The sequence below is a fragment of the Sphingomonas arantia genome, from assembly GCF_042682045.1.
In the GTDB taxonomy this organism is placed as follows: domain Bacteria; phylum Pseudomonadota; class Alphaproteobacteria; order Sphingomonadales; family Sphingomonadaceae; genus Sphingomonas_R; species Sphingomonas_R arantia.
The window spans coordinates 139,998-164,372 of sequence record NZ_JBHUGS010000001.1 but is presented as its reverse complement, the minus strand read 5'-3'; the positions used below and the strand labels follow the sequence as shown (position 1 = coordinate 164,372).

Sequence of the window (24,375 nt, the reverse complement as noted above, 5' to 3'; positions counted from 1 at the left end):
TCGACCGATCCGAAATGATACGAGTCGCGTTACTTGGGCGACAGCACCATCAGCATCTGGCGGCCTTCCATGCGGGGATGCTGCTCGACCTTCGCGGTCTCGACCACATCGTCCTGCACGCGGCGGAGCAGGTTCATGCCCAGCTGGCCGTGCGCCAACTCGCGCCCGCGGAACCGCAGCGTCACCTTGACCTTGTCGCCCTCGTCGATGAACTCGTTGAGCTTCTTCATCTTCGTATCATAATCATGATCGTCGATGTTCGGACGCATCTTGATCTCCTTGATCTCCTGCGTCTTCTGGCTCTTACGGGCGAGGTTGGCCTTCTTCTGCGTCTCGTACTTGAACTTGCCGACGTCCAGGAACTTGGCGACGGGCGGATCGGCGTTGGGCGACACCTCGACCAGGTCGAGCCCCACTTCGCGCGCCTGCTCCATCGCTTCGCGCGTGAACATCACACCCAGATTCTCACCGTTCTCATCGATCACCCGCACCTTCTGGCTCTGGATGAATTCGTTGAAACGGGGGCCGTTCAGCGGGGAAGGCGTCGGCGCGAAACCGCGGCGGGGCATCATCGGGGGTATGGTCGTTTCTCCTGTCGGACCGTTCGTCTATCCCGCTGATATAGGCGATTTCGTGCCTTTGCGAAAGGGTGCCCGACCAAGAGAAGCGTCGATCGCAACCGATTGCTAGCCGTCCGCCCCGGCCAGTGCCGCCAGCGCATCGCCGATCTGCGCACGCCGCACCGGTTCGCGCGTCATTTCCAGCATGGCGCTCAGGCTCGCCCGCGCCGCGGTCACCCGCCCCCCGGCCAGTTCCAGCCGCGCCCGCTCCCACCAAGCATGGCCCGCCCCCGGCGCGATCGTGGTCATCCGCTCGAACAGGGTCAGCGCCCGGCCGTTCTGTCCGGCCTGCTCCGCCCGCATCGCCTGGTTCAGCAACAACCGCACCAGCACCGACCGGTTCGACATCGGCCCGATCGTCGCGCCGGCATTGGGGCCGAGCAACGCCATCAGCGCCGTGACACCCACGACCATCCCGCCGCGGAACGGATCGATCAACACCGACGCGCCGTCGCCCCCGATCCGCACCAGCACATGCCCCGGAATATCGAGCGCATCCGCCGTCCAGCCCAGCCGCCGTGCGGTGGCGACATAAATAATCGACAGGCTGACCGGCAGCCCTCGGCGCCGCGCCATCACCTGGATCAGGTCGGCATTGGCGGGATCGTCATACGCTTCGCGGTCCCCGACGAACCCGAACGTGCCGGCAATGACCTCGGCCAGCACGGCAGCCCGCGCGTCGGCATCGACCGCCTCGCTGGCACCGGCGCGGACGCCGTCGGCGATCGCCGCGAGCAGGTCGATCGCGGGATCCAGGTCGACCCCCGGATGATCGAGCGCGGCCAGGTCGAGCGCCGCCAGGTCGAGCGCGATGGCATCGTCGTCGACGAGGCCGAGGTGGAGGAGATCTTCGTGCATGCCCTCAAGATGGGCGGTCGGACCCGTTCCGCCAAGCGGCGCCCGACCGAACCGGGTCACCCGCGGACCAGCACGGGCTGCGGCCGGGTCAGCGCCGGGTAGAAGCTCTGCAACGCCTTCACCTTGGGCAGGTCGTTGACCCGAATGTACGGCGAGTAGGGATTATTGACGAGGTAGTTCTGGTGATACGCCTCCGCCGGATAGAAGCCCTTCATCGGCTCGATCCGCGTGACGATCGGCCGCTTCCACACGCCCGACTTGCTCAATTGCGCGATATAGGCACGCGCGACCTGCGCCTGCGCCGGCGTCGTCGGCATCAGTGCGGAGCGGTACTGCGTCCCATGGTCCGGCCCCTGCGCGTTCAACCGCGTCGGGTCGGCCACGACCGAGAAATAGACCTGCAACAGCTTGCCGTAGCTCACGACGCGCGGATCGTAGGTCACGCGCACCGCCTCGGCATGGCCCGTGTCGCCGCCCGACACGGCGTCGTAGTTCGCGGTGTTGCGCGCGCCATTGGCATAGCCCGACACCGCCGACGACACGCCCTTCACCCGCTGGTACACGCCCTGCACGCCCCAGAAGCATCCGCCGGCAAAGACCGCGGTCTGCATCCTCGCAGGCACCGCCGGATCGACCGCCGGCACGGGCGTCCGCACCGCGACTTCGGCGGATGCGGCGGACACGGTGCTCAGCATGCCCACCGCGATGATCCCGGCGGCGGCGGCGGCAACGATGGACGATCGAATGGTCATGGCAGGCCTCGTGGTTCACGCATTGTCCGTGGAAGATACGTCGTGGCCCGCCCCCCCGGTTGCAAGGACCGCCGCCGCACCCGGACAATCGGTCCCACGCTGTCCGCGATCCGCTCGGACGATGGCCCCCACCGTCACCACTGTCCCGTCGATTCCGTACCGAAACCGCCGTAGACGCCCGCCGGGGTGACGAGCCGGGCGGGGCTGGCTATGGGGGACCATGTCGCCCACCACCCGTACCGAAATCCGCGCTACGCTGGCGCTGGCGGCGCCCTTGGTGCTGACCAACCTGGCGCAGGCGGCGATCAACGCGACGGATGTGGCGCTGCTCGGCTTGGTCGGGCCGGCGACGCTTGCGGCCGGCGCGCTCGGCGTGAACCTCATCACCGCCTGCCTGTTCTTCGGCACCGGCGTAGTCACCGCGGCCTCGCCGATGCTGTCGCGCACGCTCGGCGCGCGGCCGAATTCGGTGCGCGAGGTGCGCCGCACCGTGCGCCAGGCGCTGTGGTCCGCCCTCGTGCTGGCCGTGCCGTTCTGGCTGATCCTGTGGCACGCCGCCGCGATCCTGATCGCACTCGGGCAGGACCCGGCACTGTCCCGCGCCGCGCAGGGCTTCGTCCGCGCGACGATGTGGGGGCTGCTCCCGGCTTACGGTTTCCTCGTGTTGCGCAGCTTCATGGCCGCGGTCGGCCGGCCCGGCTGGACGCTCACCATCGCGGCACTGGCGATCCTGGCCAATGCCGGCATCAACGCGGTGCTGATCTTCGGCGCGTTCGGCATCCCCGCGCTCGGGCTGGTCGGTGCGGGCATCGGCAGCGCGATCGCCAACCTGCTGATGTTCGGCGGGCTGGCCGCGGTCGTCTTGATCGACCGACGGTTCCGGCGCTACCATCTGTTCGGCCGCTGGTGGCGGAGCGACTGGCCGCGCTTCGGGCAACTCTGGCGGCTCGGCTTGCCGATCGCGGTCACGCTGGCGCTGGAGGTGACGGTGTTCAACGCCGCGGTGTTCCTGATGGGCCTGCTCGGCACCGCCTCATTGGCCGCGCACGCCATCGCGATCCAGATCGCCGCGCTCTGCTTCATGGTCCCGCTCGGCATGGCGCAGGCGGTGACCGTTCGCGTCGGCCTCGCCAGAGGGCGCGGCGACCGGGCAGCGGTAGCGCGCGCGGGCTGGACCACCTTCGGGCTGACCACCGGCTTCATGTGCCTGATGGCGGCCGTGCTGCTCGCGATCCCGCGGCTGCTCGTCTCGGCGTTCCTTGACGTGAATGATCCCGCCAATGCGGAAGTCGTGGCGCTGGCCGTCTCGTTCCTGGCGATCGGCGCGCTGTTCCAGGTCGTCGACGGCGCGCAGGCGGTCGGCGCCGGCATGCTGCGCGGGCTGCACGACACCGCCTGGCCGATGGCGTTCGCGCTTGTCGGCTATTGGGTGATCGGGCTCGGCGTCGGCGTGTGGCTCGGTTTCAACCGTGGCATGGGCGGGATCGGCGTCTGGATCGGGCTGGCAAGCGGGCTGGCGGTGGTGTCCGTCCTGATGATGGTGCGCTGGTCACAACGCGAACGGCTCGGCCTGTCATGAAGACACCGTTCGTCCTGATCGACGACCAGCGCCCGGACGGCCACGCGACGCTCTACCGCGATCCGGTACGCGTCGTGCAAGCCGACACGGCAGCCAACATTCCCATCCTGCTCGACGCCCTGCGACAGGCCCGCGCCGACGGCCTCCATGCCGTCGGCTATCTCGCCTACGGCGCCGGCGCCGCACTCGAACCACGACTAGCGACGGCGGGTAACGCCGGAATGCCGCTCGGCTGGTTCGGGCTGTTCGCCGCGGGTGAACCGGTCACGGCGGCGGACTGGCTCCCCGACCCGGCCGGCGCCGCGACCGGCCCGGTCGTCCCGCGTATCGCCTTCCCCGATTACGCCGCCGCGTTCGAACAGGTGCAGGCCGCCATCGCATCCGGCGATATCTACCAAGCCAACCTGACCTTCCCGGCCGACATCCGCGTCGCGGGCGACCCCCGCGCACTCTACGCCCGATTGCGCGCGGCGGCGGGCGGCGGCTGGGGCGCGCTGGTCTGGGACGGCGCTCGGCACCTGCTGTCCTGCTCGCCCGAACTGTTCTTCACGGTCGCCGGCGACCAGCTGACCGCGCGGCCCATGAAAGGCACCGCGACGCGCGACCCCGATCCCGCCCGCGACGCAGCCGCCGCCCGCGACCTGGCGACGGACCCCAAGCAGCGCGCCGAAAACCTCATGATCGTCGATCTGCTCCGCAACGACATGGCGCGCGTCGCGGTGGCGGGCAGCGTGGGCGTCCCCGACCTGTTCACCGTCGAAACCTATCCGACGATCCACCAGCTGACCTCCACCGTCACCGCCACGCTCGCCCCCGGCCGCGACGCGGTCGATGTGCTGGCTGCCACCTTCCCGTGCGGATCGGTGACCGGCGCGCCCAAGATCCGCGCGATGGAGATCATCGCCGCGGTCGAACCCTGGCCCCGCGGCGTCTATACCGGCTCGATCGGATCGATCGCGCCGGACGGCGACGCCGCGTTCAACGTCGCGATCCGCACGCTCCGGATCGACGCCGGCACCGCCACCGCCACGATGGGCCTCGGCTCCGGGATCGTCGCGGACTCGAACGTCGGGGCCGAATGGGCGGAGGCGCAGGCCAAGGCGCGGTTCGTCGGCACCGGCGCACGCCCGTTCGACCTGATCGAAACGATGCGCTTCGATCCGCTCGAAGGGTTGTGCAACCTCGACCTCCACATGGCGCGGCTCGAACGATCCTGCGCCGCGCTGGGCTTCGCGTTCGACCGCCACGATGTGCGCAACGAACTGCAGGCGGCGACCTTCCCGCTGCGCGCGGACATGCGCGTGCGGTTGATGATGGCGCGGTCCGGCGCGGTGTCGATCGTGGCCACGCCGCTGCCGCCCGCCCCGGTCGAGCCGGTAAACATCGCGATCGTGCCGCTGCCGGTCGACGCCCGAGATTTCCGGCTCGCCCACAAGACCAGCGACCGCAAATTCTACGACGCGACACGCGCCGCGGCGGGGACGTGGGAGGTGCTGTTCGAGGCGCCGGACGGCCGCCTGACGGAGGGGAGCTTCACCAGCCTGTTCGTTCCGTCCGCGAACGGTCCGCTGCGCACGCCGGCGCCCGACGGCGGCCTGCTACCCGGCGTCCTGTGCGCGCGGCTGCTGGCGGACGGCCGCGCCGTGACGGCGGACCTGACGCGCGAAGACCTGGGCAACGGCTTCTTCGTCGGCAATGCGGTCCGCGGGCTGATCGTTGCGCGATTGGCGCCGACGGCAGGTTGAAAGCTGCGCCTGCACGGGCTATCGCGCCCCCGCCGGACGCCCCGGCACGCAAAGGCCCCGCGACATGACCACGACCTCCGCCAGCCTCGATCGCATCACGCCGTCCGCGACGCTCGCCATGACGAGCCGCGTGCTGGACCTGAAGGCGCAGGGCATCGACGTGATCGGCCTGGGCGCCGGCGAACCCGATTTCGACACCCCCGATTTCGTGAAGGACGCCGCGATCGCGGCGATCCGCGCGGGCAAGACGAAGTACACCAATGTCGACGGCACCGCCGAGCTGAAGGCCGCGATCGCCGCGAAGTTCCTGCGCGACAACGACCTGACCTACGCCGCCAACCAGATCAGCGTGAACGTCGGCGGCAAGCACACGCTGTTCAACGCGCTGGTCGCCACCGTCGGCGCGGGCGACGAGGTCGTGATCCCGGCGCCCTATTGGGTCAGCTACCCCGACATCGTCGAATTTGCGGGCGGCACCCCGGTGATCGTGCCGGCTGGCGCGGATCAGCAGTACAAGGTGACCGCCGACCAGATCGAGGCCGCCATCACACCGCGCACCAAGTGGGTGATCCTGAACTCGCCGTCCAACCCGACCGGCGCGGCCTATGGAGCGGACGAACTGGAAGCGCTCGGCGCGATGTTCCGCCGCCACCCGCACGTCATGATCCTCGCCGACGATATGTACGAACACATCGTCTATGACGGCTTCCGCTTCGCCACGATCGCGCAGGTCTGCCCCGACCTCTACGATCGCACGCTGACGATGAACGGCTGCTCCAAGGCCTATGCGATGACCGGCTGGCGGATCGGCTATGCAGGCGGCCCGACCTGGCTGATCAAGGCGATGGCCAAGCTTCAGTCGCAGTCGACCTCCAATCCCTGCTCGATCGCACAGGCCGCGGCCGTCGCAGCGCTCAACGGCCCGCAGGATTTCCTGGCCGAACGCAACGCCGCGTTCCAGGGCCGCCGCGACCTCGTCGTGGGCCTGCTGAACGCGATCCCCGGCATCGCCTGCCCCACGCCGGAAGGCGCGTTCTACGTCTATCCCGACGTGTCCGGCCTGATGGGTAAGACCACGCCGAAGGGCGCCGTGATCGAAACGGACGAACAGCTCGTCACCTACCTCCTCGACGAAGCCCGCGTCGCCGCGGTCCACGGCGCCGCGTTCGGCCTGAGCCCCGCCTTCCGGATCAGCTACGCCACGTCCGAAGCGCTCCTGACTGAAGCCTGCAAGCGCATCGCAACCGCCTGCGCGGCGCTGCGCTAAACCTTAGCACCAAACACACCCCGACCCGTTTGGTTCGAGCCTGTCGAGAACTCCGCGCTGAGTTCTCGACAAGCTCGAACCAAACGGGTCGGGGTGTGGATCAAAAAGCTAGCGCACTACAGCGCCCCACCCCTCAAACCAGATCCGGCGCCAGCGCCTCCGCCTTCAACATCGCAATCGCATCCGCCAGCGGCATCATCGTCTGCGCCTGGCTGCCCAGCCGGCGGATCGCAACGGTGCCTTCCTCCGCCTCGCGCTTGCCGACCACCAGCAGCACCGGCACCTTGGCCAGGCTGTGCTCGCGCACCTTGTAGTTGATCTTCTCGTTCCGCACGTCGCGGTCCGCACGCAGCCCGGCCGCGGCCATCTGCTTCATCACCTCACCGGCATAGTCGTCGGCATCCGACACGATCGTCGCCACCACCGCCTGCACCGGCGCCAGCCACAGCGGGAAGCGCCCGGCATGATGCTCGATCAGGATGCCCAGGAACCGTTCGAACGTGCCGAGGATCGCGCGGTGCAGCATCACCGGCCGATGCCGCTCGCCATCCTCGCCGATATAGCTCGCGTCGAGCCGCTCGGGCAGGACATAGTCGAGCTGGATCGTCCCGCACTGCCACGTCCGCCCGATCGCGTCGGTCAGGTGGAACTCCAGCTTCGGCGAGTAGAACGCCCCCTCGTTCGGCAGTTCCTCCCAGCCATATTCCGGCCCGGCCCGGCCCGCGGCGCGCACCGCATCGCGCAGATTGCCCTCCGCCCGGTCCCACATCTCCTCGGTCCCGAACCGCTTGTCGGGCCGCAGCGCCAGCTTGATCGCATAGCTGTCGAAGCCGAGATCCTTGTACACCGTATCGAGCAGGTCGCAGAACAGCCGCACCTCCTCGACGATCTGATCCTCGCGGCAGAAGATATGCGCATCGTCCTGCGTGAACTGCCGCACGCGCATAATCCCGTGCAGCGCGCCGTGCGGCTCGTTCCGGTGGCAGCAGCCGAACTCCGCCAGCCGCATCGGCAGGTCGCGGTACGATTTGATCCCCTGGCGGAAGATCAGCACATGCGCCGGGCAGTTCATCGGCTTCAGCGCCATCAGGTCGCCCTCGCCGGTCAGCACCGGGCCTTCGTCCTCGGTGTTCGGCACCTCGTCGGGCACCACGAACATGTTCTCGCGGTACTTGCCCCAATGGCCGGACGCCTCCCACTGGCGCGCATCCATCAGCTGCGGCGTCTTCACCTCGGCATAGCCCGCCGCGTCCAGCCGGCGGCGCATATACGCCTCCAGCTGGCGCCACAGGAGATAGCCGTTGGGGTGCCAGAACACCGACCCTTGAGCCTCCGACTGCAGGTGGAACAGGTCCATCTCCTGCCCGATGCGGCGATGGTCGCGCTTGGCCGCCTCCTCGATCCGCGTCATGTGCGCGTCGAGCTGCTTCTTGTTCAGCCATCCGGTGCCGTAGATCCGGCTCAGCATCGCGTTCTTCTGGTCACCGCGCCAATACGCGCCCGACACGCGGGTCAGCTTGAACGCCGCCGGATCGAGCTTGCCGGTCGACACCATGTGCGGCCCGCGACACATGTCGAGCCACGCCCCCTGGCGGTAGATCGTCAGTTCCTCGCCCTCGGGCAGCTCGGCGGCCCATTCGGCCTTGAACGTCTCGCCCTGCTCGGTCCAGCGGTCGATCAGCTGCTGCCGGCTCCACACCTCGCGCACGAACGGTTCGTTGCGCGCGATAATCGCCCGCATCTCCGCCTCGATCGCGGGCAGGTCCTCCTCGGTGAACGGCCGATCCTTCGGCGCGAAGTCGTAATAGAAGCCGTCGTCGGTCGCCGGGCCGAACGTGATCTGCGTGCCGGGAAACAGGTGCTGCACCGCCTCCGCCATCACATGCGCCAGATCGTGGCGCACCAGTTCAAGCGCGTCCTTCTCGTCCTTCGCGGTGATCAGCGCCAGCTGCGCGTCGCCGTCGAACGGCCGCATAATATCGCGCACTGACCCGTCGACGCGCGCCGCGATCGCCGCCTTGGCGAGGCCCGGGCCGATCGCCGCGGCGATATCGGCCGGGGTCGTGCCGGCCGGCACCTCACGCAACGAGCCGTCGGGAAGGGTGATCCGGAACATCTGTGTCATGGCCGGGCTTATGCGCCAGCCCGGCAACGGGGGGCAAGCCAGGACTGTCAGGGTTTCGCGAGGGTATAGCCCAGCAGCGTCTCGGTCTGCAGCACCCGCCCGCCGCGGCTGACCGACACCCGCGCCGCGCCCGTATCCGGCACCATGACGTCATAACGGTAGCCGAGATTGACGAACCGGAACCGCGTCGCCGCCCCCACCCGGCTGCGCACCCCGCGCCCGACGGTCAGCGTGGCCGCGTTGCTCCGTCCGATCCCGGCGGTCTGCACCACCGGCCCGCGCCTGGCCGCGTCGAAACTGCGATAGACGATCTGCCGCCCATCCTCCGTCACCAGGAAGCTGCGCCGCGCGGTCAGCCCCATGAACAGCGTGTTCGCGACCCAACGACACCCCAGCGTCCGCCCGTCGAGCGTGACGGACGTAAAGGTCGGCGTCCGCGCCGTCGTCGGATCGGCCAGCACCGCCGGCTGCACATAGTGCAGATCGCCCGCCGGCCGCCCCGCCAGTGTCAGCGGATAATGAACCTGGCTCATCCCCGCCTCCGCCGCCCCGACCGCGTATCGCCGCGTCACGACCGCCCCCGTTCCACGTGAAACGACGCTGATCAGGCTCTGTCCCCGCTCCAGAGACCCCACCAGCGCCGCCACAGGTGCATCGACCGAATCACACAGAAACCATCCCGGCCGCGGCGCGGGTGCCGCGATCGAAGTGACGGCGGCCAAGGCGAGAAACTGGATCATGCTGTCTCGACGCATATCGTCGACGCCGGTTCCAGTCACGCCAGCAAAGCCCCCTTCCTTTCAAGGGAGGGGGTTGGGGGGTGGGTGCTACCGTTCCCTAAGTCACGACCTTGGAGGCCGCCCCTGCTTCAGAACCCAAAGCCCACAGCAGCACAAAACTTGACCCTGCCCCGCCTTTCCCGCTCTAACCCGGGCCGACACCATATCGGAGCCACGCCTTGGCCAAGCGCCTGACCCTCTACATCCTCATCGGCATGGTGCTCGGCATCGTGGTCGGGTTCGTGATGAACGCCATGATCGCCCCCGCCGATATCAAGGGCGCGACCGACGGCTTCACGATCGTCACCGACATCTTCCTGCGGCTGATCAAGATGATCATCGCGCCGCTCGTGTTCTCGACCCTCGTCGTCGGCATCGCGCATATGGGCGACACCGCCGCACTTGGCCGGATCGGCGCGAAAACGATGGCGTGGTTCCTGTCCGCCACCGTCGTCTCGCTGACGCTGGGGCTCATCCTCGTCAACCTGCTCGGCCCCGGCCGCGGGCTCTCGCTCCCGCTGCCCCCGGTCACCGAAACGCTCGGCCTCGATACCAAGGCATTCAATCTCCACGATTTCCTGACCCATATCGTGCCGACCTCGATCTTCGACGCGATGGCGAAGAACGACATCCTGCCGATCGTGGTGTTCGCGCTGTTCGTCGGCGTGGCGCTGACCGCCATTGGCGAGAAGGCGTCGCCCATCGTGCGCGGCATGGAATCGCTCGTCGCGCTGATGCTGCAGATCACCGACTATGTCATGCGCGCCGCCCCGCTGGCGGTGTTCGCCGCGATCGCCCACGCGGTCGCGGTCAACGGCCTCACGATCCTGCTGACCTTCGGCAAGTTCATCGGCAGCTTCTATCTCGGCCTCGCCATCCTCTGGCTGGTGCTGTTCTTCGCCGCATTCGTGTTCATCGGGCCGCGCATCACGCTGCTGATCCGCTACATCCGCGAACCGATCCTGCTCGCCTTTTCGACCGCATCGTCGGAAGCCGCCTACCCCCGCACGCTGGAGGCGCTCGACCGGTTCGGCGTGCCGCGCCGCATCGCCAGCTTCGTCCTGCCGCTCGGCTACTCGTTCAATCTGGACGGGTCGATGATGTACATGACCTTCGCCAGCCTGTTCATCGCGCAGCTCTACGGCATCGACATTTCGGTCGGTCAACAGATCACGATGGTCCTGATCCTGATGATCACGTCGAAGGGCATGGCCGGCGTCCCCCGCGCTAGCCTCGTCGTGATCTCCGCCGTCATGGGCAATTTCGGCATTCCGGAGGCCGGGCTCATCCTGATCCTCGCGGTCGATCAGTTCCTCGACATGGGCCGCTCCGGCACCAACGTCGTCGGCAACGCGATCGCCACGGTGGTGGTGGCAAAGTGGGAAGGCCAGCTCGAGGTCCGCGAACCCGCCGAGATCGAACCACCCCACGCCCCCACCCGCACGGCCGCCGCCGGCCGCGCGGGCCTCGATATCGACCCGCAAGCCTGATCGGTATGTTCCCCGGCGCAGGCCGGGGCCTAGGTGAACCAGTTGCATCAAGGCCCCGGCCTCCGCCGGGGAACGGTTAAGGCTGTGTAGACAGGTCGGCAGCAAACGCTGGAAGTTCCCTGGCGAAAGCCTGGGCCTAGACGCAACGCCTCCCCCACCAATTCCATGCTACACCCCAAGCATGCCAACCCACACCCGCCCCGACCGCCCAGCGCTCAGCTACCACCACCGCCCCGGCACCGGCCCGACGATCGTCTTCCTTCCCGGCTATGCGTCCGACATGACCGGCTCCAAGGCGCTTGCGCTCGACGCCTGGGCCGCCGACACCGGCCGCGCGATGCTCCGCCTCGACTATGCCGGTTGCGGTACCAGCGACGGCGCGTTCGAGGACCAGATCCTCACCGACTGGCGCGACGACGTCCTGACGCTGATCGATACCGTCGTCGAAGGCCCCATCCTGCTCGTCGGCTCTTCGATGGGCGGCTGGCTCATGCTGCTCGTCGCCCTTGCCCGGCCGGACCGGATCGCGGGCCTCGTCGGGATCGCCGCCGCACCCGATTTCACCGCATGGGGCTATGACGACGCCGCCCGCGCGATCATGGCGCGCGACGGCCGCTTCGTCGAACCGTCCGACTATGGCGACCCGATGGTCATCACCCAGCGCTTCTGGGAAAGCGGCCAGGCCTCCCTCCTCCTCCTCGACACCCCGATCGCGATCGACGTCCCCGTTCGCCTGCTCCACGGACAGGCCGACCGCGACGTACCGTTCGCCATCAGCCTCCGCCTCGCCGACGTGCTGCGTTCAGCCGACGTGCAGACGATCCTCGTCAAGGACGGCGATCACCGATTGTCGCGGCCGCAGGATATCGCCCTGCTGATCGCGACGGTCGACCGGCTGCTGGACACGCTATGATCGCTCTCTTCCTCCTGCTTCAGGCCGCCGCCGGCCCCGCCGCGCCGCCCACCGTTGCGACCAAGCGCTTCGAAGCCTGCACCACGCTCATCAAGACCGACGCCGCCGCCGCGGTGGCGGAGGGCGAACGCTGGGCCGCGACCAATGGCGGCCTCCCCGCCCGGCTCTGCCTCGGCCTCGCCTATGTCGCGCAAGAAAAATGGGCCCCCGCGGAAATCGCCTTCGCCCAGGCCGCGACCGAGGCGGAGGCCGCCCGCGACGGCCGCGCCGCCGCCCTCTGGGTGCAGGCCGCGAACGCCGCACTTGCCGCCGACGACCCGTCCAAGGCCCGCGGCGATCTCGACAAGGCGCTCGCCCTCCCCGTGCTGACCGACGTGATGCGCGGCGAGGCCTATCTCGACCGCGCCCGCGCCGGCGTCGCGCTGAACGACCTGCCCGCGGCGCGCATCGATCTCGATCAGGCGCTGAAACTCGTCCCCGCCGATCCGCTCGCCTGGCTGCTGTCCGCCGCGCTCGCCCGGCGACAGGGCGACCAGCGCCGCGCAGTCCGCGACCTGGCCGAGGCGCGCACCCGCGATCCAAGGGCGCCGGAGATCACCGAGGAAGCCGCCCGCATCGCCCAGATGCCGGCCAAACCGGTGTCGCCCACCGGCCGCTGACCCCCACGGCATTGCACCGGCCGCCGCGGTTCCTACGTACGAAGGATGCGCTATCTCCACACCATGATCCGGGTTTCGGACCCGGACGCCACGATCCGCTTCTTCCAACTGCTGGGCTTGAAAGAGGTCAAGCGGATGGAGAATGAAAAGGGTCGTTTCACCCTGATCTTCCTCGCCCCGCCGGGCCAGGAAGACGCGCAGGTCGAACTGACCCACAACTGGGACCCGGAAGAGTATGGCTCAGGCCGCAACTTCGGCCATCTCGCCTACCAGGTCGACGATATCTACGCGACGTGCCAGACCCTGTCGGACGCCGGCGTCACGATCAACCGTCCACCCCGCGACGGCCACATGGCATTCGTGAAGACGCCCGACGGCATTTCCGTCGAACTGCTCCAGAACGGCACGCTGCCGCCGCAGGAACCTTGGGCCTCGATGCCCAACACCGGGACCTGGTAAGGTGATCGACGTCGCCTGCGTCCCCGCGCTGTCTGACAACTATGTCTGGCTGCTGCATGACGACGCGAGCGGCGACACCGTCGTGATCGACCCGGGCGAGGCCGAACCGGTCCTCGCCGCGGCGGCCGAACGCGGCTGGACGATCGGCCAGATCTGGAACACCCACTGGCACCCCGACCATGTCGGCGGCAACGCGGCGATCAAGGCCGCCACCGGCTGCACCATCACCGGCCCCGCGGCGGAGGCGGACCGCATCCCCACGCTCGACCGCACCGTCTCGGCCGGCGACAGCGTGACGATCGGCGCATACAGCGCGACCGTCATGGCGGTCCCGGCCCACACGAACGGCCATATCGCCTACCACTTCGCCGACCCCGCGATGCTGTTCTCCGGTGACGTCATCTTCGTCATGGGCTGCGGCCGATTGTTCGAGGGCACGCCCGCGCAGATGCACGACGCGCTCACCCGCATCGCCGCGCTGCCCGGCGAAACGCTGATCTACGGCGCGCACGAATATAGCGCGGCCAACGCCCGCTTCGCGCTGGTGACGGAACCCGATAACGCCGCGGTACGCGACCGCGCAGCCGAGATCGACCGCCTCCGCGCGGACGGCAAACCGACACTCCCCACCACGGTGGCGCTGGAACGCGCCACCAACCCCTTCGTCCGATCACCCGACGTCGCGACCCTCGCCCGCCACCGCGCCGCCAAGGACGATTTCCGCGGGTAACCACTTCGCTTCAGGAGATACCCGTCATGTCCGTCCGCTTGTACACCGCCCTCCTCATCGCCGCCGCATCGGTCCCGGCCTTTGCCGCGGCGCCTGTCGAGGCACCGATCACCCGCTCCCCCGAACTCGACAAGCTGATCGGCAACCGCGTCGCCGGCGCACCGGTGGACTGCATCGACCTGCCCCGCGCGCGCAGTTCTGAGACGGTGTCGAACCCCGACACGATCGTCTACCGCGTGGGCCAGTCGCTTTACGTCAACCAGCCGGCCGGCGGTTGCGGGTTCCGGTTCGATCCGATCATCGTCTCGCGCACGCCGTCGACGCGCCTGTGCCGCGGTGACATCATCACCGCGGTCGATCGTGCGTCGCGGATGCAACAGGGTTCCTGCGGCCTCGGCATGTTCACGCCCTACGCCAAGGCGAAATAGCCGCTACTTCCGGTACAGCGCGTCCAGCCGCGCGCCGTACCGCGCGCGGATGACGTGCCGGCGGATCTTCATCGACGGGGTCAGTTCCTCGTTCTCGATCGCGAACGGCTCGTCCGCCACCACGATCCGCCGTACCTTCTCCGTCACCGACAGCCCGGCATTGACCCGATCCACTGCGGCCGACAGCGCACGGGCGAAGCCCGGATCCTCCGCCGCCTTCGCCGGATCGATGCCCTGCGCCGCCGCCCATTCCCGCACCCATTCCGGATCGGGCACGATCAGCCCCACCAAATGCGGCCGCCGGTCGCCGTACACCATCGCCTGCAGGATCTCGGGCTCCAGCGTCAGCATCCCCTCCACCCGCTGCGGCGCGACATTGTCGCCCTTGTCGTTGATCAGCAGGTCCTTCTTGCGGTCGGTGATCACCACCCGCCCGGCCTCGTCGATATGGCCGATGTCGCCAGTGTGCAGCCAGCCGTCCACCAGCACCCGCGCCGTCTCCGCCGGGTTGCGCCAGTAACCGTGCATCACGCACTCGCCGCGCACCAGGATCTCGCCATCCTCGCCGATCCGCACCTCGGTGCCTTTGAGCGGCGGACCAACCGTATCCATCTTGATCCCCGCCGACGGCCGGTTGCACGAGATGATCGGCGCCGCTTCGGTCTGGCCGTACCCCTGCAACAGAGTCACGCCCAGCGCGTCGAAGAACACGCCCACCTCCGGGTTCAGCGGCGCACCGCCCGACACCATCGCCTTCAACCGCCCGCCGAACTTCGCGGAGATCTTCGGCCGCAGCGTCCGCGACAGGATCAGCTCCATCGGCTTGTCGCGCCACCGCGGCCGCCCCGCCATCCGCCCGGCCCCGATCGCGAGCGCGCGGGCCATCAAATAGTTCGGCACGCGCCCCTGCTTGGCCACCTGTTTCAGGATCCGCGTCCGCAACACCTCGAACAGGCGCGGCACCACGACCATGATCGTCGGCCGCACCTCTTCGATGTTGCTCGCCAGCTTCTCCAGCCCCTCGGAATAATAGATCTGCCCGCCCAGCCCGATCGGAAAATACTGCCCCCCGCTATGCTCGTACGCGTGCGACGCGGGCAGGAACGACAGGAACACCTCGTCCCCCCACCCGAAATCGGTCGAGATGACGTCCACGCAGCCCGCCACATTCTGCAGGATCGCCCCGTGATGCTGCTGCACCCCACGCGGCGCGCCACCCGTGCCCGAGGTATAGATCACGCACGCCAGGTCCCCGCGCTCGAAGTCCGCCCCGGCTGCACAGGCTTTCACATCCGGCGTCCCCGCGATCATCAGCGCCTGCCAGTCCGCGAACCGCACATTGCCGGCCTGCTGCCCCACCCCCATCGCCTCGATCCCGACGATCAGGTCGCAATGCGTCGATCGCAGGACGGCGGGCAGCAGCGCCCGCGCCAGCTTCGCGGTCGACACGATCACCGCCCGCGCGCCGCTGTCGCTCAGGATATGGGCATGATCGCGCTCGGTATTGGTGATGTAGGTCGGCACGGTGACGCACCCCGCCGCCATGATCGCCAGGTCCGCCACGCACCATTCCGGGCGGTTTTCGGACACCAGCATCACCCGATCGCCGCGCTCAAGCCCCATGTCGCGCAGCGCCGCGGCCAGCACCGCCACCTGTTCCGCCGCCGCGCGCCAGCACGTCGCGGTCCACGCCCCGTCATGCTTCACCCACAGGAACGGCGCATCGCCGCGTTCCGCCGCCCGCGTGAAGAACATCGTCACCAGGTTGGGGAAATGTTCGAGTTGCCGCATGTCCGCTCCTGCCCGGCCCGTGTCGCGATACCCTAGGCCCGACCGCCGCGGCGGCAACGATAATCGGGTGCTACCCCGTCCCGACCGCATCGGCGACCGACGCGAACCCGTCGCGCTTCAGCAACGCCGGCAACGCCCGCGTTATGCGGCGCGCCAGCCCCGGCCCTTCATAGACCAGGGCGGAATAGAGCTGGACGAGCGAAGCGCCCGCCCGGATCCGCGCATAGGCATCCTCCGCCGATCCGATCCCGCCCGCGCCAATCAGCGGCAGCTGCCCGCCCGTCGCCGCGCGGAAATCGCGCAGGCACTGCAACGCCGGTTCGCGCAACGGCGCACCCGACAGCCCGCCCGCCTCGCCCGCGTGGCGCGACCGCAGCGCCGGCCGCGCGATCGTCGTGTTCGACACGATCAGCGCGTCGATCCCGCTGTCGATCGCGGCGCGCGCGATCCCGTCGATCTGCGCGCGATCCAGGTCAGGCGCGACTTTCAGGAACACCGGCACGGCCCCACGCGCGCCCTGCACCGCCGCCAGCAACGCGGTCAGCTCGCTCCCGCTCTGCAAGCCGCGCAGGCCCGGCGTGTTGGGCGAACTGATGTTCACCGTCACATAATCCGCCACGGTCGATGCGCGCGCCACGCCGGCGGCATAGTCCGCGATCCGGTCTACCGCCTCCTTGTTCGCGCCCACGTTCACGCCGACGATCCCCTTCGGCCGCCGCGCGCTGAGCCGCGCCAGCCCGGCGTCCAGCCCGCCATTGTTGAAACCCATCCGGTTGATCACCGCGCGGTCCTTGGGCAGCCGGAACAGCCGCGGCCGCGGGTTCCCGTCCTGCGGCAACGGCGTCAGCGTGCCGACCTCGACGAAGCCGAACCCCAGCGTCAGGAAACCGGTCGCCGCCTCGCCATTCTTGTCGACGCCAGCGGCCAGCCCGACCGGGTTCGGAAAGCGGATGCCCGCCACCGTCGTCGCCAGCGCCGCGTCGTCCGCCGGCGCCCGCTCCGGCAACCGCGCCAGCCCGGCGATGGTCAGGGCATGCGCCCGTTCCGCCTCGATCCGGAACAGCAGGGGGCGGACAAGATCGAAGGCGCGCATGGCGACGCTATGGCAGGCCGCGGCCGAGGTCGCTAGGCTCTCCGCAACACATAGGGGGTTTCACGATCATGCGCTTCGTCACCATGCTGCTGGCCGGCACCATCGCCGCGGCCCTGCCCGCATCCGGCACACTGGCCCAGACGCCCACTGCCGCACCCGCCACGGGCGCACAGGACGCCGCACTCGCCAGCTTCTTCGACGCGGTCGACAAGGCGCAGCTCGCGCGCAGTCCGCAGGGCAAGGCCTATCGCGGCATCCGCGACGCCGACTATGGCAAGCTCGACGACCCCAGCGACGCCGCCCGCCTGCGCGACTATCAGGCGGACGAAGCCGCGCTCGCCGACATGAAGCGCCGGTTCGATCCGGCCAGGCTCTCGCCCGAAAGCCGGCTGTCCTACGACCTGTTCGTTCAGCAGGCCGATCGCCGCCGCACCGCCTGGGCCTACCGCGACAACGGCTATGTGTTCGACCAGATGAATGGCGTGCAGAGCCGCCTGCCCGCCTTCCTCATCAACATCCACCGCATCACCAACCGTGCGGACGCCGACGCCTATGTCAGCCGGCTGCGCGCGATCGGTCCGGTGATGGACACCGCCATCGCCACCGCCGCCCGCCGTGCGCAGGCGGGGGTTCAGCCGCCGAAATGGGTCTACCCCTATGTCATCTCCGACGCGCGAAACGTCATCACCGGCGCGCCGTTCGGACCCGGCCCCGATGCCCCGCTCTATGCCGACCTCAAGACCAAGGTGAACGCGCTCGCGCTTCCCGCCGCGGACAAGGCCGCGATCCTGAAATCCGGCGCCGACGCGATGGTTCAGGTCGTGAAGCCCGCCTATGACCGGCTGATCGCGGCGATGACCGCACAGGAAAAGACTGCCGGCACCGACGACGGCATCTGGCGGTTCAAGGACGGCGCCGGCTACTATGCCGAGCGCCTCAAGAACTACACCACCACCGACATGACGCCCGACCAGATCCACCAGGTCGGGCTCGACAATGTCGCGCGCATCCACCGCGAGATCCAGGGGATCATGACGCAGGTCGGGTTCAAGGGATCGCTGCAGGACTTCTTCCAGCTGATGCGCACCGACAAGCGCTTCTACGCACCCAACACCCCCGCCGGCCGCGCGCTTTACCTGTCCGAAACCGAGAAGGCCCGCACAGCCGTCACCGCCAAGCTGCCCCAGTGGTTCGGCGTGCTGCCCAAGGCACCTTTGGTCGTGAAGGCGGTCGAACCGTTCCGCGAGAAATCGGCCGGCAAGGCGTTCTATCAAAGCCCGGCCCCCGACGGATCGCGCCCCGGCACCTACTATGCCAATCTCTACGACATGGCCGACATGCCGTTGTTCGAGGTGGAGGCGTTGTTCTACCACGAGGGCATTCCCGGCCATCACCTGCAACGTGCGATCCAGACCGAGCTGACCGAACTGCCGCCGTTCCGCCGCTATGGCGGGTTCACCGCCTATACCGAGGGCTGGGGGCTGTATTCGGAGAAGCTCGCCAAGGACATGGGGCTCTACACCGATCCCTATCGCGACTTCGGCCGGCTCCAGCTCGAACTGCACCGCGCGATCCGCCTCGTCGTGGACTCCGGCCTCCACCACAAGCGCTGGACGCGCGAGAAGGCGATTCAATATGTGAAGGACAACAGTGCCGACGCGCCCGGCGGCATCGTGAAGGCAATCGAACGCTACATCGTCTATCCGGGCCAGGCGACGGCCTACCTCGTCGGCCGGCTGAAGATCAGCGAGTTGCGCGACCGCGCGCAGGCCCAGCTCGGCTCGAAATACGATGTCCGCGCCTTCCACGACGTCGTGCTGAAGAGCGGTCCGCTGCCGCTCGACATCCTCGAACGCCGCGTGGATGCGTGGATCGCCACCACAAAGGCCTCGTAAACGCTCCAAACCTTGCAATTTCGAGCACCCGACACCTCCTCCCCGCATCCGCCCACGGAGGGCATTGACCCCCATGCTGCCGCATAGCAGCATGGGGCATGGCCACATCGCTCCCCATCGCGCAGAACCCCGACATCCGCTTTCTCGGGCGGATCCTGGGTGCCGTCATCCGCGCGTACGGCGGCGACGCGCTCTTCCGCCGGATCGAACATATCCGCTCGGTCTCGGTCGATCGGGCACGCGGCGTGGCGGGGGCGGATGCCATCGACGCCGGCCTCGACACGCTCGGGCTCGACGACACGCTCGCCTTCGTCCGCGGCTTCATGCTGTTCTCGATGCTCGCGAATCTGGCGGAAGACCGCCAGGGCGTGGCCGCCGAACCGGGTGCCGACGTTGCCTCCGCGCTCGACCGGCTGGCCGCCGAGGGCGTCTCGCGCGCCGATGCCGCAGCCCTGCTCGACCGGGCGCTGATCGCCCCCGTCCTGACCGCGCACCCGACCGAAGTGCGCCGCAAGAGCATGATCGACCACCGCAACCGCATCGCCGCGCTGATGGCGCTGCGCGATGCGGGCGAGACCGAAACCCCCGACGGCGACATGATCGACGCCGCGATCGCCCGCCAGATCGCGCTCCTCTGGCAGACCCGTCCGCTGCGCCGCGAACGGCTCTACGTCGCCGACGAGGTCGAAACCGCGCTCGCCTATCTCCGCGACGTCTTCCTGCCCGTCCTGCCAGCCTTGTACGGCCGCTGGGAACGCGCACTCGGCCACCGCCCGAAAAGCTTCCTGCGCCCCGGCAGCTGGATCGGCGGGGACCGCGACGGCAACCCGAACGTCAACGCCGACACGCTTGAGTCCGCGCTCTGCCGCGCCTGCAATGCGGTGCTGACCGACTATCTCGACCGCCTCCACGCGCTCGGCGCGGAACTGTCGATCTCGACCGAACTGACCACCACCACCGACGCCGTCACCGCACTCGCCGACCGTAGCGAAGACGACGCGCTCGCCCGCCGCGACGAGCCCTATCGCCGCGCCGTCAGCGGCATCTATGCGCGCTTGGCGGCCACCTATCGCCACCTGATGGGGCACGAACCACCCCGCCCCGCCACACTTGAGGGTGATCGCTACCCCGACCCGCAGGCGTTCCGCGCCGACCTGGTAGAACTGGCCCGCGGCCTCGCCGCATCGGGCGAAGGAATGCTCGCCACCGGCGGCGCGCTCAGCCGGCTGATCCGCGCCGTCGAAACCTTCGGCTTCCACCTCGCCACGCTCGACCTCCGCCAGAATGCCGACGTCCACGAACGCGTCGTCGCAGAACTGTTCTCGGCATCCAGCGTCTCCCCCGACTATCTCGCCCTCGACGAGACCGCCCGCGTCGCAATCCTGCGCCAGGAACTTGCCAGCCCCCGCCCGTTGTCGTCGCCGTTCGCCACTTACTCCGACGAAACCACGTCCGAACTGGCCATCGTCCGCGCCGCCGCGGAGGCTCACTGCCGCTACGGCAACCAGTCGATCACGTCCTACATCATCTCGAAGGCCGCAACCGTCTCGGACCTGCTCGAGGTCTGCGTCCTGCTCAAGGAAGCCGGGCTCTACCGGGGTGGCGCGACCCCGCGTTCCGACCTGATGGTCGTCCCGCTGTTCGAGACGATCGAGGATCTCGAGGCCGGCCCCGCCGTCATGCGCGACTGGTTCGCGCTGCCCGAAATCGCCGCAATCACCACCGCGCGCGGCCATCAGGAGGTGATGGTCGGCTATTCCGACTCGAACAAGGACGGCGGCTACCTGACCTCGGTCTGGAGCCTCAACCGCGCCAGCCGCGCGCTGGCCGACGTCTTCGCTGAATCAGGCACCCGAATGCAGCTGTTCCACGGCCGCGGCGGCGCGGTCGGGCGCGGCGGCGGGTCGTCCTTCGCCGCGATCCGCGCGCAGGCTCCCGGCACGGTCCAGGGCCGTATTCGCATCACCGAACAGGGCGAGGTTATCGCCGCCAAGTTCGGCACCCGCGAAAGCGCCATTGCCAACCTCGAAGCCACCACCGCCGCGACCCTGCTCGCATCGCTCGAGGCCCCGACGCTCAGCGCCGCCGACACCGCGCGTTTCTCCGCCGCGATGGACCGGCTGTCGAACGATGCGTTCACCGGATACCGCGAACTGGTCTACGGCACGGACGGCTTCCGCACCTTCTTCCGCCAGTTCACGCCGATCGCCGAGATCGCCGACCTCAAGATCGGCTCCCGCCCCGCCAGCCGCACGAAATCCGACCGGATCGAGGATCTGCGCGCCATCCCCTGGGTGTTCAGCTGGGCGCAGGCGCGCGTCATGCTGCCCGGCTGGTACGGCGTCGGCGATGCGCTCGCGCGATTTGAGGACAAGGCGCTACTCCGCGACATGGTCGCCGGCTGGCCCTTCTTCCAGGCGACGCTCGCCAATCTGGAAATGGTGCTCGCCAAGTCCGACATGGACCTCGCCGAACGCTACACCGTGCTGGTCGAGGACCAGGACCTCGCCACCACGATCTTCGGCCGCATCCGATCGGCCTGGGACGCGACCGAGGCCGGCCTGCTCGGCATCACCCGCCAGACCCGCCTGCTCGAACGCAGCCCCGCGCTCGACGCCTCGATCCGGCTGCGGCTGCCTTATATTGAGCCGCTCAACCTGCTCCAGATCGAGCTGCTCAAACGCCACCGTGCCGGCGAAACCGACCCCCGCGTCCGCGAAGGCATCCAGCTCTCGATCAACGCGATCGCGACCGCCCTGCGCAACAGCGGCTAGTCCGGCCCGTCATCCCGGCAGAACCCGGGATGACGGGCCTGACGTCGATTACCGAGCGATCCCGCCTGCCGCCAACACCGCCAGCGTCACCAGCTCACTGGCGGTCGCCGACATCGTCGCGATCTGCACCGGGTGCTTTAGCCCGACCAGCATCGGCCCAATCACCGAATTGCCGCCCAGCTCCCGCATCAGCTTGGCGGAGATGTTGGCCGACTGCAGGCCCGGCATCACCAGCACGTTGGCCGGCCCGGACAGCCGGCTGAACGGGTAGTTCTTCATCACCGCCGGGTTCAGCGCCACGTCCGGCGACATCTCGCCCTCATATTCGAACGCGACGTCGCGCCCGTCGAGGATCTTCACCGCGTCGCGGACATTGTCGACCCATTCGCCATCCGGATTACCAAAGGTGGAATAGCTCAGGAACGCCACGCGCGGCTCCTGCCCCATCCGGCGCGCCACTTCCGCCGTCTGCTCCGCGATATCGGCCAGCGCCGCGGCGTCTGGACGCTCGTTGACCGTCGTGTCCGCCATGAACACCGTGTGGCTGCGCCCGACCATCACGTGGATGCCGAACGGCCGCCGCCCGTCGACCGGATCGATCACGCGCAGGATCTGCCGCAACGTCTGCGCGTATGTGCGCGTCACGCCGGTGATCATCGCATCGGCCTCGCCCAGTTCCAGCAGCAGCGCACCGAAGATGTTGCGATCTTGGTTGACCAGCGCCTCGACCTCGCGACGCAGGTAACCGCGCCGCTGGAGCCGCGCGTAGAGCGTGTCCACCATCCGTTCGATCAGCGGCGAATTGCGGCTGTTGTGCAGTTCGTACGTCGACGGATCGTCGACTCCCAGCGCGCGCAGCTTGTCGGGCACCTCGTCGCGCCCGACCAGCACCGGCGTGCCGAGCCCCGCCTCGCGGAACGCGATCGCCGCGCGCAGCACGGTCTCCTCCTCCGCCTCGGCGAACACGACCCGCTTCGGGCTCCGCCGCGCGCCTTCGTACGCCAGCTGCAGGATCGACGTCGTCGGGTTCAATCGCGCCTTCAACGTCTCGCGATACGCATCCATGTCCGGGATCGCGAGCCGCGCGACACCGGTATCCATCGCGGCCTGCGCAACCGCGGCCGGCACGATCTCCATCAGGCGCGGGTCGAACGGGGCGGGAATGATATATTCCCGCCCGAACTTCGGCGCGACGCCGCCATAAGCGATCGCCACCTCTTCCGGCACCTGCTGTCGCGCCAGATCGGCGAGCGCGCGTGCCGCGGCGATCTTCATCTCGTCGTTCACGCTGGTCGCCCGCACGTCGAGCGCGCCGCGGAAGATGAACGGGAAACCGAGCACATTGTTGACCTGGTTCGGATAATCCGACCGCCCCGTCGCGATGATCGCATCGGACCGCACCGCCTTGGCATCGGGCGGCAGGATCTCCGGATCAGGGTTCGCCATGGCGAAGATGATCGGATCCGCCGCCATCGACCGCACCATGTCGGGGGTCAGCGCCCCCTTGACCGACAGGCCGAGGAACACGTCGGCGCCCGCCACGGCGTCAGCCAGCGTCCGCGCGTCGGTCGCCACCGCATGCGCCGACTTCCACTGGTTCATGCCCTCGGTGCGCCCGGCATAGATCACGCCCTTGGAATCGCACATCACGACATTGTCGGCACGCACCCCCATCGCCTTCACCAGTTCGGTGCAGGCGATCGATGCCGCGCCAGCACCATTCACCACGACCTTGATGTCGCGCAGCTCTCGATTGGTCAGGTGGCACGCATTGATCAGCCCCGCCGCCGCGATGATCGCGGTGCCGTGCTGGTCGTCGTGGAACACCGGGATGTTCATCCGCTCCTTCAGCGTCTGCTCGATCACGAAGCATTCCGGCGCCTTGATGTCCTCGAGGTTGATCCCCCCGAAGCTCGGCTCCATCAGTTCGACGGCCGCGATGAACTTGTCGACATCCTCGGTCGCCAGCTCGATATCGATCGAATCGACGTCGGCGAACCGCTTGAACAGCACCGCCTTGCCTTCCATCACCGGCTTGGACGCCAGCGCGCCAAGGTTACCAAGGCCCAGGATCGCGGTCCCGTTGGAGATCACCGCGACCAGATTGCCCTTGGCGGTATAGTCGTACGCACAGGCCGGATCGGCGGCGATCGCCAGCACGGGCACCGCGACGCCCGGCGAATAAGCCAGCGACAGGTCGCGTTGCGTCGCCATCGGTTTGGTTGCGACAATCTCGATTTTGCCCGGCCGGCCCTGGCTGTGGAACAGCAGCGCCTCGCGCTCGGAAAACTGAATGTTGCTCATGCGGCCTCTCCGTCGGTTGCGGCCGTAGTGGGGGAAACGGCCCGAGGGGACAAGCCGCGATGCGCCACGACGTGTCGCGACTTCATTCCAGCCGCCGGACGGGCTAGGACCCGC

19 protein-coding genes are annotated in these 24,375 nt (G+C 68.5%); 11 read left to right on the top strand and 8 right to left on the bottom strand.

The genetic code is table 11. The features are described from left to right. Window positions 1-29: 29 nt before the first annotated feature. The 3 genes from infC to msrA all read right to left on the bottom strand — a co-directional run bounded on the left by infC (window position 30) and on the right by msrA (window position 2,230). On the bottom strand, window positions 30-572 hold the full coding sequence (gene infC, locus ACFSGX_RS00820) for a translation initiation factor IF-3 (RefSeq protein ID WP_373285298.1): 543 nt from the start codon (window positions 570-572) through the stop codon (window positions 30-32). A gap of 114 nt (window positions 573-686) precedes the next feature. After that, entirely contained in the window at window positions 687-1,478 is a 792-nt protein-coding gene (locus ACFSGX_RS00815; RefSeq protein WP_380926746.1) for a transglutaminase family protein, read from the bottom strand. A gap of 56 nt (window positions 1,479-1,534) precedes the next feature. After that, window positions 1,535-2,230, bottom strand: a complete 696-nt coding sequence (msrA, locus tag ACFSGX_RS00810; protein ID WP_380926745.1) for a peptide-methionine (S)-S-oxide reductase MsrA — start codon at window positions 2,228-2,230, stop codon at window positions 1,535-1,537. 220 nt (window positions 2,231-2,450) lie between these two features. On the opposite strand from msrA, the gene ACFSGX_RS00805 reads away from it, so the two are divergent. The 3 genes from ACFSGX_RS00805 to ACFSGX_RS00795 all read left to right on the top strand — a co-directional run bounded on the left by ACFSGX_RS00805 (window position 2,451) and on the right by ACFSGX_RS00795 (window position 6,821). Continuing rightward, window positions 2,451-3,809: an MATE family efflux transporter gene (locus ACFSGX_RS00805; protein WP_380926743.1), complete on the top strand. Its 1,359-nt coding sequence runs from the start codon at window positions 2,451-2,453 to the stop codon at window positions 3,807-3,809. Beyond that, window positions 3,806-5,554, top strand: a complete 1,749-nt coding sequence (gene pabB / locus ACFSGX_RS00800; protein WP_380926741.1) for an aminodeoxychorismate synthase component I — start codon at window positions 3,806-3,808, stop codon at window positions 5,552-5,554. Before ACFSGX_RS00805 ends, pabB begins: the two co-directional genes overlap by 4 nt. 64 nt (window positions 5,555-5,618) lie before the next feature. Further along, complete coding sequence (locus tag ACFSGX_RS00795; protein ID WP_380926740.1) at window positions 5,619-6,821, top strand: pyridoxal phosphate-dependent aminotransferase; 1,203 nt, start codon at window positions 5,619-5,621, stop codon at window positions 6,819-6,821. Window positions 6,822-6,954: 133 nt separating this feature from the next. Here ACFSGX_RS00795 and thrS read toward each other — a convergent pair whose 3' ends face one another. Both thrS and ACFSGX_RS00785 read right to left on the bottom strand, forming a co-directional pair. Beyond that, on the bottom strand, window positions 6,955-8,946 hold the full coding sequence (gene thrS / locus ACFSGX_RS00790) for a threonine--tRNA ligase (RefSeq protein WP_380926738.1): 1,992 nt from the start codon (window positions 8,944-8,946) through the stop codon (window positions 6,955-6,957). A gap of 47 nt (window positions 8,947-8,993) precedes the next feature. Continuing rightward, window positions 8,994-9,686: a hypothetical protein gene (locus ACFSGX_RS00785; protein WP_380926736.1), complete on the bottom strand. Its 693-nt coding sequence runs from the start codon at window positions 9,684-9,686 to the stop codon at window positions 8,994-8,996. Between the two features lie 218 nt (window positions 9,687-9,904). On the opposite strand from ACFSGX_RS00785, the gene ACFSGX_RS00780 reads away from it, so the two are divergent. The 6 genes from ACFSGX_RS00780 (at window position 9,905) to ACFSGX_RS00755 (ending at window position 14,404) form a co-directional block, all read left to right on the top strand. After that, window positions 9,905-11,215 carry a dicarboxylate/amino acid:cation symporter gene (locus ACFSGX_RS00780; protein WP_380926735.1) on the top strand — a complete coding sequence of 437 codons (1,311 nt, stop codon included), beginning with the start codon at window positions 9,905-9,907 and terminating at the stop codon, window positions 11,213-11,215. A 181-nt stretch (window positions 11,216-11,396) separates the two neighbouring features. After that, window positions 11,397-12,128 carry an alpha/beta fold hydrolase gene (locus ACFSGX_RS00775; RefSeq protein ID WP_380926733.1) on the top strand — a complete coding sequence of 244 codons (732 nt, stop codon included), beginning with the start codon at window positions 11,397-11,399 and terminating at the stop codon, window positions 12,126-12,128. Continuing rightward, window positions 12,125-12,787: a tetratricopeptide repeat protein gene (locus ACFSGX_RS00770; protein WP_380926732.1), complete on the top strand. Its 663-nt coding sequence runs from the start codon at window positions 12,125-12,127 to the stop codon at window positions 12,785-12,787. Before ACFSGX_RS00775 ends, ACFSGX_RS00770 begins: the two co-directional genes overlap by 4 nt. A 45-nt stretch (window positions 12,788-12,832) precedes the next feature. Next, window positions 12,833-13,246 carry a VOC family protein gene (locus ACFSGX_RS00765; RefSeq protein WP_157176666.1) on the top strand — a complete coding sequence of 138 codons (414 nt, stop codon included), beginning with the start codon at window positions 12,833-12,835 and terminating at the stop codon, window positions 13,244-13,246. Window position 13,247: 1 nt separating this feature from the next. Beyond that, complete coding sequence (gloB, locus tag ACFSGX_RS00760; RefSeq protein ID WP_380926730.1) at window positions 13,248-13,976, top strand: hydroxyacylglutathione hydrolase; 729 nt, start codon at window positions 13,248-13,250, stop codon at window positions 13,974-13,976. 26 nt (window positions 13,977-14,002) lie between these two features. Then, window positions 14,003-14,404: a hypothetical protein gene (locus ACFSGX_RS00755; protein ID WP_380926728.1), complete on the top strand. Its 402-nt coding sequence runs from the start codon at window positions 14,003-14,005 to the stop codon at window positions 14,402-14,404. Between the two features lie 3 nt (window positions 14,405-14,407). Here ACFSGX_RS00755 and ACFSGX_RS00750 read toward each other — a convergent pair whose 3' ends face one another. Both ACFSGX_RS00750 and ACFSGX_RS00745 read right to left on the bottom strand, forming a co-directional pair. Then, window positions 14,408-16,195: an AMP-dependent synthetase/ligase gene (locus tag ACFSGX_RS00750; RefSeq protein WP_380926726.1), complete on the bottom strand. Its 1,788-nt coding sequence runs from the start codon at window positions 16,193-16,195 to the stop codon at window positions 14,408-14,410. 70 nt (window positions 16,196-16,265) lie between these two features. Beyond that, a complete protein-coding gene (locus tag ACFSGX_RS00745; protein ID WP_380926724.1) occupies window positions 16,266-17,288 on the bottom strand; it encodes a quinone-dependent dihydroorotate dehydrogenase in 1,023 nt (340 codons plus the stop codon). 68 nt (window positions 17,289-17,356) lie between these two features. On the opposite strand from ACFSGX_RS00745, the gene ACFSGX_RS00740 reads away from it, so the two are divergent. Then, window positions 17,357-19,183: a DUF885 domain-containing protein gene (locus ACFSGX_RS00740; protein ID WP_380926722.1), complete on the top strand. Its 1,827-nt coding sequence runs from the start codon at window positions 17,357-17,359 to the stop codon at window positions 19,181-19,183. Window positions 19,184-19,281: 98 nt separating this feature from the next. Further along, window positions 19,282-21,957: a phosphoenolpyruvate carboxylase gene (gene ppc / locus ACFSGX_RS00735; protein WP_380926720.1), complete on the top strand. Its 2,676-nt coding sequence runs from the start codon at window positions 19,282-19,284 to the stop codon at window positions 21,955-21,957. Window positions 21,958-22,005: 48 nt separating this feature from the next. On the opposite strand, the gene ACFSGX_RS00730 is transcribed toward ppc, so the two are convergent. Beyond that, window positions 22,006-24,261, bottom strand: coding sequence for an NADP-dependent malic enzyme (locus tag ACFSGX_RS00730; RefSeq protein WP_380926718.1), 2,256 nt, complete (start codon window positions 24,259-24,261; stop codon window positions 22,006-22,008). Window positions 24,262-24,375 lie beyond the last annotated feature (114 nt).

Excerpts from the sequence above, each read along its gene's own strand:
- infC (WP_373285298.1), bottom strand. The coding sequence starts at position 572 with ATGATGCCCCGCCGCGGTTTCGCGCCGACGCCTTCCCCGCTGAACGGC.
- ACFSGX_RS00815 (WP_380926746.1), bottom strand. The coding sequence starts at position 1,478 with ATGCACGAAGATCTCCTCCACCTCGGCCTCGTCGACGACGATGCCATC.
- msrA (WP_380926745.1), bottom strand. The coding sequence starts at position 2,230 with ATGACCATTCGATCGTCCATCGTTGCCGCCGCCGCCGCCGGGATCATC.
- ACFSGX_RS00805 (WP_380926743.1), top strand. The coding sequence starts at position 2,451 with ATGTCGCCCACCACCCGTACCGAAATCCGCGCTACGCTGGCGCTGGCG.
- pabB (WP_380926741.1), top strand. The coding sequence starts at position 3,806 with ATGAAGACACCGTTCGTCCTGATCGACGACCAGCGCCCGGACGGCCAC.
- ACFSGX_RS00795 (WP_380926740.1), top strand. The coding sequence starts at position 5,619 with ATGACCACGACCTCCGCCAGCCTCGATCGCATCACGCCGTCCGCGACG.
- thrS (WP_380926738.1), bottom strand. The coding sequence starts at position 8,946 with ATGACACAGATGTTCCGGATCACCCTTCCCGACGGCTCGTTGCGTGAG.
- ACFSGX_RS00785 (WP_380926736.1), bottom strand. The coding sequence starts at position 9,686 with ATGATCCAGTTTCTCGCCTTGGCCGCCGTCACTTCGATCGCGGCACCC.
- ACFSGX_RS00775 (WP_380926733.1), top strand. The coding sequence starts at position 11,397 with ATGCCAACCCACACCCGCCCCGACCGCCCAGCGCTCAGCTACCACCAC.
- ACFSGX_RS00770 (WP_380926732.1), top strand. The coding sequence starts at position 12,125 with ATGATCGCTCTCTTCCTCCTGCTTCAGGCCGCCGCCGGCCCCGCCGCG.
- ACFSGX_RS00765 (WP_157176666.1), top strand. The coding sequence starts at position 12,833 with ATGCGCTATCTCCACACCATGATCCGGGTTTCGGACCCGGACGCCACG.
- ACFSGX_RS00755 (WP_380926728.1), top strand. The coding sequence starts at position 14,003 with ATGTCCGTCCGCTTGTACACCGCCCTCCTCATCGCCGCCGCATCGGTC.
- ACFSGX_RS00750 (WP_380926726.1), bottom strand. The coding sequence starts at position 16,195 with ATGCGGCAACTCGAACATTTCCCCAACCTGGTGACGATGTTCTTCACG.
- ACFSGX_RS00745 (WP_380926724.1), bottom strand. The coding sequence starts at position 17,288 with ATGCGCGCCTTCGATCTTGTCCGCCCCCTGCTGTTCCGGATCGAGGCG.
- ACFSGX_RS00740 (WP_380926722.1), top strand. The coding sequence starts at position 17,357 with ATGCGCTTCGTCACCATGCTGCTGGCCGGCACCATCGCCGCGGCCCTG.
- ppc (WP_380926720.1), top strand. The coding sequence starts at position 19,282 with ATGGCCACATCGCTCCCCATCGCGCAGAACCCCGACATCCGCTTTCTC.
- ACFSGX_RS00730 (WP_380926718.1), bottom strand. The coding sequence starts at position 24,261 with ATGAGCAACATTCAGTTTTCCGAGCGCGAGGCGCTGCTGTTCCACAGC.